Here is a 13,593-nt window from a genome sequence, read left to right as displayed (position 1 = left end):
CGTTTGCCTTTGACCGGCCCGTGATGAATAACGCCATGCCGGATAGCGGCACAGCCCAACTGCTTGCCCGCGGAGGTGGAGGTGGATCCCGTGGTGGTGGCGGCGGATCCCGTGGTGGTGGCGGCGGATCCCGAGGCGGATCCCTTGGCGGTGGCAGTGGCATGCGCGCCGGTGGCAACAGCGGCTTCGGCAATGCCGGAGCGGGCCTTAACCGCGGTTCAACCAAACCAGCAGGTGGCTGGAGCAACAACGCAAGGGTTGGTGCTGGCGCGGGTGGGGCCGGAGGACCTTCCTTGAACCGACCAGCGGCCGTTAACCGACCGGCGGCAGGCACACGTCAGCTACCAGGCGCTGGCCAGGGAGGTGACCGGATGGCCAACCGCGATGGCAATCGCAACCTCAACCGCGACGTAAACCGAAACACCAATCGAGATATAAACCGCGATGTAAACCGGAACGTAAACAGGAATGTAAACAGGAATGTAAACCGCAACTGGAACCGCACTGTCAATATCAATAATGTCAACGTTCGTCCCGGCTGGGCAAGGCCCGGATGGGGAGTAGCGCGGCCCTGGAACTACGGCTGGTACGGAGGCTGGTCCACCCCAACCTGGGGCTGGTGGGGTGCTCGGGCGGCGGCCTGGGGAGTGGCAACTCTTGCCACTGCAGCAATTATCAACGACGCCGTTGACAATGCTGTTAGCAGCAACGCCACTTACATTGTGGTGCCCAACACTAACTACCAGTTGCTATACGGAACGGTTCAACCATCCGGCAGCAATTCAGTTAGTTTTGTAATGCAGGCCAATGGCAGCAACTACCAACTGACTGCCAACTGCAACCAGGGCACAATCAACGGGCAAGAGCCCAGCAACGCCGAAGAAGCCGAACTCCTAAATGCCGCCTGCCAAGTGGCATACGGATCGGTTTAACCGGCTAACAACCCGTGGATCTGTCGCCCTAGCCGTGGCAGATCCAATTAAGCATGATGGCAAAAATGGCAGCCATCTTTCAACCATAAATGTGTTAGCCAAAAAGATGGCGCTAAATTTTGGCGAGCACGTCATGCACCAGACCAAAGCCATACCCATCTTGATAGGGCTCACCCTGACGGGTGGCCTCACAAGTGAGCTGCGCGCCCAGCAGTCTGCGCCTGCAGCTGGTGATCGACCTACCGAAGAGTCTCCCGCTGGCTCCACCAACCAGCCAGCGGCAGCGACCTCCCCTTGGGCGAGCACCATCGAGCTATATGGCTTTGCACCGATCAGCACTACCGGAACAACAACTGTCTCAAATGGGACAAGAAACTTCAGTGCCGACACCGATCTAAATCTTGGTGATGTTCTATCAAAGCTGAAGTGGGCCACCTCACTACGCGGCAGCATCGAAAAGGATCGCCTTGGTCTTTTGGTCGATCTGGATTACGTCAAACTTGGGCAATACGGATCAACGACCGGCCAGCGTGGAATCTTCACGGGGAGTGCTGAAGTCACCGCTACTCAGGGTATTTACGACCTTGCCCTGCGCTATCGCTTTGGGGATCGAGAAGCTGCAGTGGGCAAGCCGGGGCAATTCAGCCTGATCCCCTACGCCGGCATACGGATAATCGATGCCCAGTTGGATGTGGCAGCCCAGATTCAAGGCAGTGGAGGTCGGGTCAGTTTCCAACGACAAGGCAACTTTGGACGCACCTGGGTTCAACCCCTACTGGGCACACAAGCTACGGTGTTTCTCTCTCCCCGCTTAAGGGCCTTTGCCCGCGCCGACATCGGTGGCTTTGGGCTAAGTGGATCAGAAGATCTTTCCGGAAATGCCCAAGTTGGCCTTGGCTATGCAGTGGGCAACAATACAGATCTAAATATTTCTTGGCGATATGCCGGGATCAACTACAATACTGGCGACACTCCCGATAGTGGCTACAGCAGCTATCGAAACGGCTTTGAAATTGGTCTAAAATTCTTCTTCTAATTCAATGAAACGCCGCACCACAGTTCTCTCAGACTTCAAGGACTTCGTCAACAAAGGCAATGTTGTCGATCTCGCTGTTGCCGTAGTTATCGGCGGAGCTTTTGGCAAAGTAGTAGATGCGGTCGTCAGCCTTGTGATGACCTCACTACTTGCTCCTGCCCTTAAAGCTGCCAATGTGTCCGCTATTAGCGCCTGGCCAGCGGGAGCGGTGATCGTGGCGCTGATCAATTTCATCGTGATCGCCTTCGTGGTGTTCCTGATCGTGCGCGGCATTGAAGCCATGAAGCGTGGCGAACGAACGATCTCCGCTCCCACTTCCGATCCCCAGGCTCAACTTGCTGCTGCCGCTAACCGCCTGGCGGAAGCTTTAGAGCGTCGCCAGCTCTGAGGGCCTCACTACACAGCGAAAACCCATATGGCCCGTGGAGGTATCAAGCCCCTGGGCCATTCGAGCTGCTGGTCGGTAACGACGGCAATAGCTAGGTGCACATAAATAAGAACCGCCCTTAACCACTTTGCGTGGTTGCTCGCCGTGCTGGGAGTGGCGATCGATGCTCGCTTCACGCGCTTTGGCTTGGGCGGCATCGGCACAACAGCCTCCCGTGCTCTGCTGGTGCTGGCCGTACCAGCTATCGGTCCACTCCCACACATTGCCGATCATGTCGATAAGCCCATAGCCGTTGGCAGGAAAAGCACCTACAGGGGAGGTGCGCTCGTAGCCATCTAAACGGTTGTTGTGGTGGGGGAAATCACCCTGAAAGGTATTAGCTAGGGGCACCCCACCGGGATACAGCTCTTCACCCCAGGCAAACTCGGCATTGCCCAGGCCACCCCAAGCGGCCCGCTCCCATTCCACCTCCGTAGGCAACTGTTTGCCGCACCAGCTGGCGTAGGCCAAAACGTCGTCCCAGGCGACATGGACCACCGGATGCTGCTCGCGGCGCTTAATCGAGCTTCCCGGCCCCTCCGGATGGCGCCAGCTTGCTCCGGCGAGATATTGCCACCAGCGGTAGTGACTTCCAGGCCCCAGCGGCCCCGGGGGCGGCACAAAAACTATTGATGCCGGAGCCAATCGTTCCTGACTGGCGCCGGGATAGTGAGCGGGATTTGCAGGCTGCTCCGCCAGCGTGCAGTGGCCGGTGGCTTTCACAAAGCTCCGAAACTGAGCATTTGTGACAGGAGTGCGATCGATCCAGAAGCCCTCTACTTCTACGTCATGGGCCGGAGCCTCCTCTGGGTAGTGGTGGTCTGACCCCATCCGGAAACCGCCCGCCGGTATCCACACCATTCCGGGGAATGGGGGACGACCGGGGGATCGGGCGGTGCCGGCTGACATGGCGGCAGGATCAGGGTCCGCCGACAGTATTCACCATCTTCTCCATCACCTGCTGCAGCGAGAAGCTGGCAGCCTTTTGGCGGGGTGGGAATTCAGCGAAGGTGGCGAGGAACTGGGCCACATAGGTCTGGGCTGGTACCAGAAGGAAAATATGATCAAACATCCAGTCCCAATAGGTGTTTGAAGTCACATCAGCGCGCTCATAGGGGTCGGTGAGCAGGTTGAAGATCTTGGGTACCCGCAGAGCCGTAAACGGTTCGGCCCAGATCTGGCAGGTGCCCTGGGAGCGCTGCTCCATGAACACAAACTTCCAGTTGTCGTAACGCAGGCCTGTGAGGTCGCCGTCGTCGGAGAAGTAGAAGAACTCAACCCGGGGACTCTTCTCAGCCTGGCCAGTCCAGTAGTCGAGCATGTTGTAACCATCAAGATGCACCTTGAAGGTCTTATTACCCACCTGATAGCCCGCCTTAAGCTTCTCCTTGATATCAGGCTCACCAGCCGCCGCAAGGATGGTGGGCAGCCAGTCGAGGTGGCTACAAATACCGGAGAAGATGGTGCCTTGAGCGATATGCCCCGGCCAGCGAACTAGGGCCGGGACCCGATAAGCCCCTTCCCAATTGGTGTTCTTCTCGCTGCGGAAGGGTGTCATGCCGGCATCGGGCCAGCTGTTCATGTGGGGACCGTTGTCGGTGCCGTACATCACGATTGTGTCGTCGGTGACACCCAACTCGTCGAGCAGGTTGAGCATTTCACCAATGCACTCATCGTGATAGATCATCACATCGTGATACTCCGACTGCCAGCGACCGCTGCGGCCCACATCCTGGGGACGCGCATAGGTGCGGAAATGCATGTGGGTGGTGTTGAACCAGACAAAGAAAGGCTCGCCAGAGGCAACGGCATCGCGAATGAAACGCTTTGCCTCAACCATGAATTCATCATCGGCCGTCTCCATCCGCTTACGGGTTAGGGGGCCGGTGTTTTCAATCCGTTGGGTGCCATCACCATTAGCCCAGCAATGCAAAACACCGCGGGGGCCGAAGCGCTCCTTGAAGTTCGGGAAATCTTCAGGCTTGGGATAGTCGCGCAGCTCCGGCTCCTCCTCGGCATTGAGGTGATAGAGGTTGCCGAAAAACTCATCAAAACCGTGCATGGTCGGCAGATGCTCATCGCGATCGCCGAAGTGGTTTTTGCCAAACTGGCCGGTGCGATAGCCCTGGGGCTTGAGCAGTTCAGCAATGGTGGGATCTTCCGCTTTAAAGCCAGCTTCGGCGCCAGGAAGCCCCACCTTGCTGAGACCGGTGCGGAAGACGCTCTGACCGGAGATGAAGGCTGCACGGCCAGCGGTGCAGCTCTGTTCAGCGTAGTAGTGAATGAAGCGACCACCCTCTTTGGCTACGCGGTCAATGTTGGGGGTCTGATAGCCCATCAAGCCATCGCTGTAGCAACTCAGATTGCTTTGGCCGATGTCGTCACCCCAGAGGATGAGAACGTTGGGTTTTCCGTTTGGCATGGGAAGCAAGAAGACGAATACGCCTGCTTAAAGGATGGAATGGCTGTAGAACATCGCTGGAAACGTATGCACTTCTTCACACCAAGATATTCAGGCAAGAATTTATTTGCGCAAATGCAAATATTGGCGCAAATGCAAAGAATCAATGCTAGCAGCGAATCTGCCAGATCAATGGCTATCCAACATATTTCAGGCCTGAAGACTCCGCTGCCATCTCAGAAATGGAATCGATAGCAACACAGTTATCAATAGATACACCAGGATCCCAAGTTTGACGGCGGGCACTTCCGGGGCATAAGTGCTGGCCAGTAATAGCGCCAGGCCCGGGTTACGCATCGATGTGGCTAACGCCAGGGTGATCCCCAGGCAGGGATCCCGATTCGTTAGGCCATAGCCCAAAGCCAGGCTGATCAACACCAAAGCCGCCATTACCGGCAGGGCAATCAGATTGGCGCCCACATAGGTAACCAAAAGCGGCGCCGTTTTCCACAACACCACTAACACGAGCAGCAACACCAGCCCATTAGCGAGGCGATCGAGGGGGGTCTCCAGTCGGCTTGCCCACCTAGGCACGAAGCGCCTGAATAACAAGCCCAACAACAGCGGCAGCAGCTGGACTAGGGCCACCTGCTTGGCTACGTGGTGAGACTGAACCTGCCAACCCTCAACTCCAAAGATGCGGGTGAAGCCGCTCGCCAGCAGGGGAATGGTGATGATCGCCGCCAGGGCTGCGGCCACCTGGAGCAGGGCTGCCAGGATGCGATCCCCTCCCTGCTTGCCTGCCTTGCGCAGCAGCAGAGGAGCACTAGGGCAAACAGCCATCAGGGCGATAGAAAATCGCGCCGGCTGGGAGATAGCCATGGTAGGTGGCCACAACAGCAGCAAAGCCGCTGCCACCGGCACGAGCAGGCAGGTGCCGACTAGGCCCCGCAGCAGCAGACCCCGGTGCTGCTGCCAGCGAGTTAAGCCATCGAGGGGCAAGCCCAGCCCCAGGGCAAACATGATCGCGAACAGGGTTGCAGAAACCAGCAGGGGCGGAGATTGAGACATCGGAGCAAGGCGCGGAACAGCAGATCAAAAGGAGCCAATTAGCTGTTGTTAGCCGCCGGCGCGGGCAGCAATCAGCACCAATGCCAGCACCCCGATCAAAGTGAGCATCACAGCTGTAGCGGCAGCTATTTGGGGCTTGTCTCTGTAGACGTAGTCGTCTTGATGCAGGCGGCGCAGCTCTCGGCGGTATTGGACCGTGGCACCCGCCATGGCGAGAATCCCAGTGATGGTGAAGGCCGCAGCCACCAGCTGCACCCCCCACTCCACCTGGGCACCTTGGCCACCGGCGGCACGATCAATTGCTCCGACAATCTTGTCTAAGCCGAAGCCAAAGCTGATCAGGGAGAGACAGGTGCGGATCCAGGCCATGAGGGTGCGTTCAGCCGCATCCCGGTTGCGTTGCTTGGCCAGTTCGTTGGTGAGATTCATGGGCGCCCCTCCGGGCTCAGGGATCGATGGGATGCTTCGGCCTCCAAATCACGGGCTAAAAACACATTGAGCAAGGTGCGAATCACCGCGACAACGCCCAATTGCACCAGATGGGCACCGGTAGGGGCAGTGGAGGTGGCGACGATGTCTGCCCCGAGCTGAAACTCCAGAGCCATCGCCAACCAGCTGCCGAAGGTGAGCCTCACCGCCTGAAAGGAACTGGGGCCGCGCCGCCGGGCACGCCAGCCCTGCCAGGCTTGGCGCAGGGTGATCAACAAACCGAGCAGCACCGTGCCCAGGGAGAGGGCCTCAAGCACGCTGCGCAGGGCCATGGCCAGGGTGGCCAGTCCCTGATCAAAAACAAGCAAAAAGCTTGGCTCGGAGCTAGGCATCGAAGTCAGCTGGCAAGCATGGGTGCATTCACTTTCCCAAAGCTAAGTAGCACTGCAGATGCCGTCAGCTGCGCTGACGCTTTTGCAAAAGGCTGCGTTTAGGAGTTGCCTTGAGATGTATTCGGGAACTACTCAGCCGCCGCACAGCTGGGGCAGAGGGCCCGAACGTTGAGCACGCACTCAAGCAAGCGGAAGCCATAGCCACCCGCGGCCCGCTCGCCAGCCTGGAGCACCGCAGAATTTTCAAATTCTTCAGTGCGGCCACAACGCACACACACCAGATGGTGATGGTCGCGGTGGGCATCACTGGCCAGCTCAAAGCGGCGACCACCCTCGGGCAGCTCCAGCTCCTGCAGCAGCCCCATGGAGCTCAAAAGCCGCAGGGTGCGATACACGGTGGCGAGCGACACCCGCTCCTCGCTGCGCAGCAGGCGCTGGTGCACCTCTTCAGCACCCAGGTGGCTGCCTTCCCCAATGCGCTCAAACAGGGCCAGCACCCGCTGGCGCTGGGGCGTCAGCCTCTGGCCGCGATCGTGCAGGCTTGAGCGCAGGCCATCACCACCGGCGGGAAGGGTTGCAGGGGGGGGCTGGGCTCCAGGGCTGAGTCGGGCGGTCACAGCGTGATCCCAGGCTTCTCAACAATAGATGCAGTTGCGAAGAGGTGCCATGAGCAAACCCCGGGCCGTCTTCCTCGATGCCCTCAGCCTGGGCCCGGTAGACCTGGCCCCCCTGGAGCGTCTGGTGGCTGCCCTTGCGGCTGAGCTCCGGAGCCATATCTAGGAATGACAGGTCGCAACGGTTCGACAACACTGCAGGGAATCGGCACCCCTGCCATGACCCACTCCCATCCATGCCTGCTCGGTTACGCAATCGCAGCGGTGCTGGCCATCGGCGGCCCAGCCGCTGCCCTGGCAGCACCCGCCAACCCCACCCGGGCCTCCCTTCAAGGAGTCACCTTCACTGTGAGCAGCAAGGGGGAGGGCTCGGTGCGGCAACTGACCATCGCCACCAGCGGCACCCCCAGGCCATTGCCCCGATTCGGCAGGAGATTCTCGGCAGCGTCAGCGGTGTGGAGGTGGCCGACCTCGACGCAAACGGACTGCCCGAGGTGTATGTGTTCATCACCAGTGCCGGCAGTGGCAGCTACGGCTCGATGGAGGGTTGGGCCCTGAACAAGGGGCGCCGCTCACTCTCCACGATTCACATGCCGGAGCTCACCGGGCAGGCGGCCCAGGGCTACCAGGGCCACGATGAATTCGCGGTGGTGGAGCTCACCCTGGCCCGCCGATTCCCGATTTACCGCCCTGGCGATAACAATGCCAAGCCCACTGGGGGCACCCGGCAGATCAGCTACAAGCTCGTGCCGGGAGAGGCGAGCTGGCAGCTAAAGCCAGTGCGGGTCGACACCTACTGAGATGTCAGGTCGTGGGTGGAAGCGGCCGGCAGGTGGGGTGTGCGCCACCCTGCTCGGCGTGGCACTCCTGCAGCCCCTGGGGGCCAAGGCCCGCAGTGACGCACTGCAGGAGGCCATCGCCGGGTTTGAGCAGCGGGGGTTCGTGATCCGCCGGGAGCATCCCCGCTGCGCGGAGCCCCAGCTCTTTGGGTTGTACGTGCGCGGCCGGCGCGAGGTGGTGGTCTGCCCCAGGGGTAACCAGCTGGGAACCCTGCTGCACGAGAGCTGGCACGCGGTGCAGTCGCTTTGCCTGCGTGAGAAACCCCTGCTGGGTCTCGATGCGCTGCTGCCGCGGCTAAGACGCCGCGATCGCCTGGAGCTGCAGGTGCTCTACCGGCCGGAGAGATGGCAAAGGGAGGCGGAGGCCCGGGTGATGGCCCGCGAACCCCTGGATCGGTACCTGCAGACCCTGGATCGCTCCTGCACGGCCGCAGTGCCCGAGGCGCCGAAGGCAAACTGAACCCATCTCCCCAGGTCGCGAGCTGCCATGCCCACCCAAGCCGCCGTGCAGGCCTATTACGGCCAGGAGCTCACCGGCACGGCCGACCTAAAGACCAGCGCCTGCTGCGATGTCGACGCGGTGCCGGCTTGGCTGCGGCCGCTGCTGGCCCGGATCCACCCCGATGTGCTGGCGCGCTACTACGGCTGCGGCCTGGTGTGCCCGCCCCTGCTGGAGGGCTGCCGCATCCTCGATCTGGGCTGCGGCACGGGCCGGGACGTCTACGCCCTGGCCCAGCTGGTGGGGCCCAGCGGCTCGGTGGTGGGAGTCGACATGACGGCGGAGCAGCTAGCGGTGGCCCGCGAGCACCTGGCCTTCCATGCCGAGCAGTTCGGCTACGCCAACGTGTCGTTTCTGGAGGGCACGATCGAAGCCCTCGAGGCGCTGCACCTGGAGCCCGGCAGTTTCGATGTGGTGGTGAGCAACTGCGTTCTCAACCTCTCCACCGACAAGGCGGCGGTGCTGCAGGGGGTGAAACGACTGCTCAAGCCAGGCGGAGAGATGTATTTCTCCGATGTGTACGTCGATCGGCGCCTACCTGAAGCGGTTCGGCGCGATCCGGTGCTCTACGGCGAATGCCTGGGCGGAGCGCTCTACTGGAACGACTTCCTGCGCCTCGCCAAGGGCGCCGGCTTCCCCGACCCGCGGCTGGTGAGCGACCGCGAGTTCCGGATCACCGAGCCTGCCCTGGCGCCGCTGGTGGGCGAGGCCCACTTCTATGCCGCCACCTACCGCCTGTTCCACATCGCCGAGCTGGAAGATGCCTGCGAAGACCACGGCCAGGCCGTGATCTACCGCGGCACGATCCCCCACCACCCCCACCGCTTCGACCTCGATGGCCACCACGCCATCGAAACCGGGCGGGTGTTTCCGGTGTGCGGCAACACCTTCCGCATGCTGCAGAACACGCGGTTTGCCCCCCATTTCTCCTTCATCGGCGACTTCAGCCGCCACTACGGCCTCTTCCCAGGCTGCGGCAGCAGCCTGCCCTTCACGGGCAGCGGCTCCGGTGAAGCGGCTAGCAACGGCAGCTGTTGCTAATGAAAGACGCCCTGCTGGCACCGCTGTTTTCGGGACCGGCCCTCACCCCTGTGCTCGACAGCCACGACTTCGACCAGTGGCGGCTGGTGATTGAAGGCACCCTCGGGGACCATCGCAGCACCCTCCGCTCCCCGTCCAGCAGCTTCCGTACCCGCGTGGCCATCGGCCAGGCGGGCCCCCTGCAAGTGGTGCACCTGCAGGGGCAGGGACAGATGGAGCTGCAACGCATCCAGGAAGCCGACAAGGCGGTGCTGTGGTTGCCTCTCCAGGGCTGGAGCCAGGAACGGATCAACGGCCGCTGGGAGACCGCTGAGCCCGGCGAAGCCCTGCTGATGCGGCCGGGCGATGGGCTGGAAGGCATCACGAGCCTGCGGATGGAGGGGCTCTCGATCGTGCTGCCTCCCGATCAGCTCGAATTCAACTCACCAGCCCGGATCGGGGCCGGACGTCACAACCGGGCCCTGGTGAAGGCCGCCCTGGGCTTTGCCGAGGCCGTTGCCATGGGCCGCGCCGGGGCCGAGCATGCCGCACTGGAGCTGCTGGATGTTCTCCAGAGCTGGGAACTCCAAACCTCCCTCCTGCAGGGCCAGCCCCGGGAGCGCATCACCGCAGTGCGGCGGCGGGCCTATGTGGAGCAAACCCGCCAGTGGATGGACCTCCACCTGCACGAGGCCATCGACATCCGCCGAATCGCCACTGCGATGGGCGTGTCGACCCGAACGCTGCAATACGCCTTCCTGGATGATCGGGGCCATTCGCCCATGGCGGAACTGAAGCGACTGCGCCTGCGGCGCCTGCGCCAGCTGTTGCTCGATCCCGAGCAGCGCCAGCACTCCACCGCCGAGCTGATGGTGCGCGCCGGCTTGCTGGCCTGCGGAGCCACCGCCGCCGATTACCGCCGTTACTGCGGGGAATCGCCGCGCGAAACCCGCCAGCCATCCCAAAACAGATGATCCACGGGGCTGGGCTGGAGCGGCCGGCACACGTTGAACTGCTGCCGCACCTCCCCCAGAGGAAGAGGAGCCAGGGCGAAATGGTCCACCAGGGAGAAATCGGCGCTGCAGGCACTGCCACGCTTTAGTTCTGAAGCCAGCAGATAGACAGGGGCCGCAACTGTCCATAAAGGCACCCACCTCAATGCTTCGAATCTGATCGGCCTTACCATGCGGGCCCACTGCTGCTGGATGGCGACGACCGCACTGCCATGACGTCCCCCCCGGCTGCCACGGCCTTTCACCCCGTTGTTGAGAGCTCCGAGTTCGAGCACTGGCGCTCCAGCCTGCAGGCAGTGATGGGGGAGTGCCGTGTCAACTGTGCTGGGCTCGACAGGCAAGTGTTTCAAGCCAGCATTCAGATGGCTTCTGCCGGGCCGCTCACACTGGTGGAACTGCGTGGCGAAGGGGCGGAGCTGGATCTGTGGCGGCAGCAGAGCTCAGAGATGGCGGTGCTCTGGATTCCCGAGCGCGGTTGGACGTGCGATCGGCAGGGCGATCGGGGCGACGACATGATCACCAGTACTGGTCAGGGCCTTTGGATTGCTCCGGGGGCCGACCTGCAAGGCCGCATCTCGGCCACCTCTGTGGGAGTGTCGATTCTGGTGCCGCGCCAGATGCTCGCGGGCTTCGGCGACGGGTTGAGCGGCACCGCCGTGCTCGATCCCTTCCGCCGCGATCGGCAGCCGGCCACGATGGCGTTGTTGCGCCAGGCCCGCGAGCTGATTGCGGTGGCGCGTTGGCACTCCCAATGGCTTGATCACAGCGCAGGTCTGTTCTGGCAGGCCCTGCTCAGCCATGGGCAGTCCCTCGGATGCAGACCGCACATCGACCTTGCGCCCGACGTTCTTACCGATCGTTTTCTCGAACTGGTGCAGCACAAGTTGCAGCGCAACCCTCAGACCCCCTTCGCACTGGGGGCTCTGGCTCTGGAGCTGCATTGCTCGGCGCGAACGCTGCAGAACCACCTGCGCAGCGAGCTTGATGCCACGCCCCGTGAGGTGTGGGCAGCCGTGGCGGGCCAGGTCTCCCCGAACGGCCCTGTTACGGGCGTAGCTGCTCCAGCAGAAGCTGGGTGAACGCCACGCAAAGCGGTGCATGAAGAGGCTGTAGCCCGTTCCGGGGTGGTTCATGGGAGGGCGTGGATTCACGAGCCGGTGGGCAGCTGGGTGATGCGCGGGCACCAGTCACGCGCCACGGCCAGGGCCACGGGGTCGTTGAGCACGGGCTGCCAGCCGCGCTGGTAGTTGCCGGGCAGGCGCACATCGCCGATGCGATCAAACGTTTGGTCGCGGCAGTCGAGTTGGTAGTTGAAGTAATGGCGCAGCGACCCGGCGGGGGTGCCACCGGTGAGGCTCGGGCCGACGTAGCCCTCGCGCCAGCAGCGGTTGCCATCGCACCGGATTGTGCCGGGGTTGCCGGCATTGAGCTGGGCTGGCACCGCTGGCCACTCGATCACGCTGTGGCCGGTGAAGCCGAGGTAGCGCCCCCAGCTGCCGCGCAGATTGAGCTGCCGCAGGGTTGCGGTGTCGTAGCTGTAGGGGCTCGGAACCGGCACCACCACCACATCGGCCAACGCGGCTGCCGGCCAGCCGAAGACGGCCAGCACCAGGGCGAGCGGTGTGAACGGGCGTTTACTGGAAGAGTGCATTGAGGAGGTTGCCGATGGCGCTGCCAACGGCGGCATTGCGGTTGGAAGACTCCTGAGTGGCGACGAGTTTGTAGTCGCCGAAGCGGAAAATGCCGGTGTTGCCGTGGTCGATGAAAGTCACTGGCCAGATGCCGCCGAAGCCATCACGAATTTGGTATTGACTGCCGTTCTGTCGAAAGACGTAGTTACTGCCATTCTGCAGTTGCACCTCGTAGAGGTTCTGGTCGCCCTTGCGCACCTGCTTGAGCCTGCATGTGCCGTCGAAAATGCGCTGGCCGCTGCGGCTCAGGCTGCAGAGCCCAGTGCCACTGATCTTTTGCGGCTGTAAGGGCTGCCCATTGGCACTGTTGCTGCCGAAGAGTTGCTGGGTCAGTCCGGGTGCCACCTTTGTTGCGCTCCAGCCATCATTCCAACAAGTTCGCCTGGGCACGCTGCAGGCCTGGCCGGTGCTCAGGCGGAAATCGCGACTGTTGGTTTGGTTGAGGTTGGCAGTGAGGTTGTTAGCAGCTCCCTGGCCATACACATCAGCAGTGATGCCAATTGAGGGGCCGTAGCTGTCGTAGCAAGTGCGGCCAACTGAATCACACACCACGCCCTGGCGTGGGTAGCTGAGACCAGCGGGTTGGGCCAGAGCTGCGCTGTTGATAACAAGCGGCAGTGTCGCACTCAATAGGAGAACGAATTGTTTCAAGTTGACAGGCCAGAAAATCTCAATTAAGGCTAAATGTGGATTTAGGGCGTGGCCTGTCTCGGGATAGGTCTTTCGCTGAGACTGCCGGCTGGTTCGTCAGAATTCCTTCAACTCATGGGCTCTGAGATGACGTCTTCAAGCCAAGCAAGGCGCCTGCTGGTTGCGGCAGCAGCCTGCCTCACCGCGGTGGTGGTCATGCCGCTCCAGGCTAGGGCGGAGCCACCGCAGGCTCTGGCGATTCTGCTTAAGCAGCTGCAGGCCAAGCCAATGGGCCTGTACGACGGCGTTCGCTTTTTCCGCGTGGCCCAGCCTGGCGGCGGCTCGCTCACGCTCACGGTGAGCTGTGAACGTGAGCAATGGCGCGTGCAGAACAGCGACAGTGCCCAAGGCCGCCCGAGCTTTTACGACGCGCCGTTCCTCTCCGCCAAGGGCGTGGCCCAGACATGGCTGTGCAAGGCGCCAGCTCGCATACTCGAGTGAGAGGCCTGAGTCGTTAAGCCCTGAGATTGAGCTGGGTTTCCCTGGCTCAGTTGGCGGAAGGGAGCCAACTGGAGGAGTCGTCTGCCACGCGCTGTTGG

The 13,593-nt window shown here is 61.9% G+C and carries 18 protein-coding genes; 10 read left to right on the top strand and 8 right to left on the bottom strand.

The annotated features are described in order from the left end of the window. Positions 1–63 precede the first annotated feature (63 nt). From C7K55_RS13605 to mscL, 4 genes are all read left to right on the top strand, one after another. On the top strand, positions 64–297 hold the full coding sequence (locus C7K55_RS13605; RefSeq protein ID WP_161956148.1) for a hypothetical protein: 234 nt from the start codon (positions 64–66) through the stop codon (positions 295–297). A 74-nt stretch (positions 298–371) separates the two neighbouring features. After that, positions 372–932 (top strand): hypothetical protein, encoded by a 561-nt coding sequence (locus C7K55_RS14055; RefSeq protein ID WP_241518246.1) that lies wholly within the window; start codon positions 372–374, stop codon positions 930–932. 34 nt (positions 933–966) lie between these two features. Then, on the top strand, positions 967–1,968 hold the full coding sequence (locus C7K55_RS07650; protein WP_106502824.1) for a hypothetical protein: 1,002 nt from the start codon (positions 967–969) through the stop codon (positions 1,966–1,968). A gap of 4 nt (positions 1,969–1,972) precedes the next feature. After that, positions 1,973–2,356 carry a large conductance mechanosensitive channel protein MscL gene (gene mscL, locus C7K55_RS07645; protein ID WP_106502823.1) on the top strand — a complete coding sequence of 128 codons (384 nt, stop codon included), beginning with the start codon at positions 1,973–1,975 and terminating at the stop codon, positions 2,354–2,356. Here the strand turns inward: mscL and C7K55_RS07640 are convergent. From C7K55_RS07640 to C7K55_RS07615, 6 genes are all read right to left on the bottom strand, one after another. Continuing rightward, on the bottom strand, positions 2,336–3,304 hold the full coding sequence (locus tag C7K55_RS07640; protein ID WP_241518245.1) for a formylglycine-generating enzyme family protein: 969 nt from the start codon (positions 3,302–3,304) through the stop codon (positions 2,336–2,338). The genes mscL and C7K55_RS07640 overlap by 21 nt on opposite strands. 10 nt (positions 3,305–3,314) lie before the next feature. After that, positions 3,315–4,817 (bottom strand): arylsulfatase, encoded by a 1,503-nt coding sequence (locus C7K55_RS07635; protein WP_106502821.1) that lies wholly within the window; start codon positions 4,815–4,817, stop codon positions 3,315–3,317. A 189-nt stretch (positions 4,818–5,006) separates the two neighbouring features. Continuing rightward, positions 5,007–5,867, bottom strand: coding sequence for a bile acid:sodium symporter (locus C7K55_RS07630; RefSeq protein WP_106502820.1), 861 nt, complete (start codon positions 5,865–5,867; stop codon positions 5,007–5,009). A 48-nt stretch (positions 5,868–5,915) separates the two neighbouring features. Next, positions 5,916–6,296 carry a YidH family protein gene (locus C7K55_RS07625; protein ID WP_106502819.1) on the bottom strand — a complete coding sequence of 127 codons (381 nt, stop codon included), beginning with the start codon at positions 6,294–6,296 and terminating at the stop codon, positions 5,916–5,918. Then, a complete protein-coding gene (locus C7K55_RS07620; protein WP_106502818.1) occupies positions 6,293–6,688 on the bottom strand; it encodes a DUF1622 domain-containing protein in 396 nt (131 codons plus the stop codon). The genes C7K55_RS07625 and C7K55_RS07620 overlap by 4 nt, the downstream gene beginning before the upstream one ends. A 128-nt stretch (positions 6,689–6,816) precedes the next feature. Then, the gene (locus C7K55_RS07615) at positions 6,817–7,305 is read right to left on the bottom strand and encodes a Fur family transcriptional regulator (protein WP_106502817.1); all 489 of its coding nucleotides are present in this window, start codon (positions 7,303–7,305) and stop codon (positions 6,817–6,819) included. 233 nt (positions 7,306–7,538) lie between these two features. Here C7K55_RS07615 and C7K55_RS07610 point away from each other — a divergent pair, with 233 nt between their 5' ends. The 5 genes from C7K55_RS07610 to C7K55_RS07590 all read left to right on the top strand — a co-directional run bounded on the left by C7K55_RS07610 (position 7,539) and on the right by C7K55_RS07590 (position 11,752). Then, positions 7,539–8,102, top strand: a complete 564-nt coding sequence (locus tag C7K55_RS07610; RefSeq protein WP_106502816.1) for a hypothetical protein — start codon at positions 7,539–7,541, stop codon at positions 8,100–8,102. Position 8,103: 1 nt separating this feature from the next. Further along, positions 8,104–8,601: a hypothetical protein gene (locus tag C7K55_RS07605; RefSeq protein ID WP_106502815.1), complete on the top strand. Its 498-nt coding sequence runs from the start codon at positions 8,104–8,106 to the stop codon at positions 8,599–8,601. A gap of 27 nt (positions 8,602–8,628) precedes the next feature. After that, a complete protein-coding gene (locus C7K55_RS07600) occupies positions 8,629–9,681 on the top strand; it encodes a methyltransferase domain-containing protein (RefSeq protein ID WP_106502814.1) in 1,053 nt (350 codons plus the stop codon). Next, a complete protein-coding gene (locus tag C7K55_RS07595; RefSeq protein ID WP_106502813.1) occupies positions 9,681–10,634 on the top strand; it encodes a helix-turn-helix domain-containing protein in 954 nt (317 codons plus the stop codon). Before C7K55_RS07600 ends, C7K55_RS07595 begins: the two co-directional genes overlap by 1 nt. Before the next feature lie 251 nt (positions 10,635–10,885). Next, on the top strand, positions 10,886–11,752 hold the full coding sequence (locus C7K55_RS07590) for a cupin domain-containing protein (RefSeq protein WP_106502812.1): 867 nt from the start codon (positions 10,886–10,888) through the stop codon (positions 11,750–11,752). A gap of 68 nt (positions 11,753–11,820) precedes the next feature. Here C7K55_RS07590 and C7K55_RS07585 read toward each other — a convergent pair whose 3' ends face one another. Together C7K55_RS07585 and C7K55_RS07580 are read right to left on the bottom strand one after the other, a co-directional pair. Further along, positions 11,821–12,324 (bottom strand): hypothetical protein, encoded by a 504-nt coding sequence (locus C7K55_RS07585; RefSeq protein WP_127432008.1) that lies wholly within the window; start codon positions 12,322–12,324, stop codon positions 11,821–11,823. Then, positions 12,308–13,015 carry a YcgJ family protein gene (locus tag C7K55_RS07580; RefSeq protein WP_106502810.1) on the bottom strand — a complete coding sequence of 236 codons (708 nt, stop codon included), beginning with the start codon at positions 13,013–13,015 and terminating at the stop codon, positions 12,308–12,310. The genes C7K55_RS07585 and C7K55_RS07580 overlap by 17 nt, the downstream gene beginning before the upstream one ends. Before the next feature lie 126 nt (positions 13,016–13,141). On the opposite strand from C7K55_RS07580, the gene C7K55_RS07575 reads away from it, so the two are divergent. Further along, positions 13,142–13,495 carry a hypothetical protein gene (locus tag C7K55_RS07575; RefSeq protein WP_241518244.1) on the top strand — a complete coding sequence of 118 codons (354 nt, stop codon included), beginning with the start codon at positions 13,142–13,144 and terminating at the stop codon, positions 13,493–13,495. The last annotated feature ends 98 nt before the right edge of the window (positions 13,496–13,593 follow it).

Origin of the sequence: Cyanobium usitatum str. Tous (assembly GCF_003011885.1) — a bacterium.
Lineage (GTDB): Bacteria > Cyanobacteriota > Cyanobacteriia > PCC-6307 > Cyanobiaceae > Cyanobium_A > Cyanobium_A usitatum.
The sequence above is the reverse complement of the archived record's forward strand: the minus strand, read 5'-3'. Positions and strand labels throughout refer to the sequence as shown.

What these genes read in the sequence shown, in the direction of transcription:
- C7K55_RS07600 (WP_106502814.1), top strand. Translation starts at nt 8,629, where the DNA reads ATGCCCACCCAAGCCGCCGTGCAGGCCTATTACGGCCAGGAGCTCACC.
- C7K55_RS07605 (WP_106502815.1), top strand. Translation starts at nt 8,104, where the DNA reads ATGTCAGGTCGTGGGTGGAAGCGGCCGGCAGGTGGGGTGTGCGCCACC.
- C7K55_RS07630 (WP_106502820.1), bottom strand. Translation starts at nt 5,867, where the DNA reads ATGTCTCAATCTCCGCCCCTGCTGGTTTCTGCAACCCTGTTCGCGATC.
- C7K55_RS07575 (WP_241518244.1), top strand. Translation starts at nt 13,142, where the DNA reads ATGACGTCTTCAAGCCAAGCAAGGCGCCTGCTGGTTGCGGCAGCAGCC.
- C7K55_RS07635 (WP_106502821.1), bottom strand. Translation starts at nt 4,817, where the DNA reads ATGCCAAACGGAAAACCCAACGTTCTCATCCTCTGGGGTGACGACATC.
- C7K55_RS07585 (WP_127432008.1), bottom strand. Translation starts at nt 12,324, where the DNA reads ATGCACTCTTCCAGTAAACGCCCGTTCACACCGCTCGCCCTGGTGCTG.
- mscL (WP_106502823.1), top strand. Translation starts at nt 1,973, where the DNA reads ATGAAACGCCGCACCACAGTTCTCTCAGACTTCAAGGACTTCGTCAAC.
- C7K55_RS07610 (WP_106502816.1), top strand. Translation starts at nt 7,539, where the DNA reads ATGCCTGCTCGGTTACGCAATCGCAGCGGTGCTGGCCATCGGCGGCCC.
- C7K55_RS07590 (WP_106502812.1), top strand. Translation starts at nt 10,886, where the DNA reads ATGACGTCCCCCCCGGCTGCCACGGCCTTTCACCCCGTTGTTGAGAGC.
- C7K55_RS07595 (WP_106502813.1), top strand. Translation starts at nt 9,681, where the DNA reads ATGAAAGACGCCCTGCTGGCACCGCTGTTTTCGGGACCGGCCCTCACC.
- C7K55_RS14055 (WP_241518246.1), top strand. Translation starts at nt 372, where the DNA reads ATGGCCAACCGCGATGGCAATCGCAACCTCAACCGCGACGTAAACCGA.
- C7K55_RS07625 (WP_106502819.1), bottom strand. Translation starts at nt 6,296, where the DNA reads ATGAATCTCACCAACGAACTGGCCAAGCAACGCAACCGGGATGCGGCT.
- C7K55_RS07620 (WP_106502818.1), bottom strand. Translation starts at nt 6,688, where the DNA reads ATGCCTAGCTCCGAGCCAAGCTTTTTGCTTGTTTTTGATCAGGGACTG.
- C7K55_RS07640 (WP_241518245.1), bottom strand. Translation starts at nt 3,304, where the DNA reads ATGTCAGCCGGCACCGCCCGATCCCCCGGTCGTCCCCCATTCCCCGGA.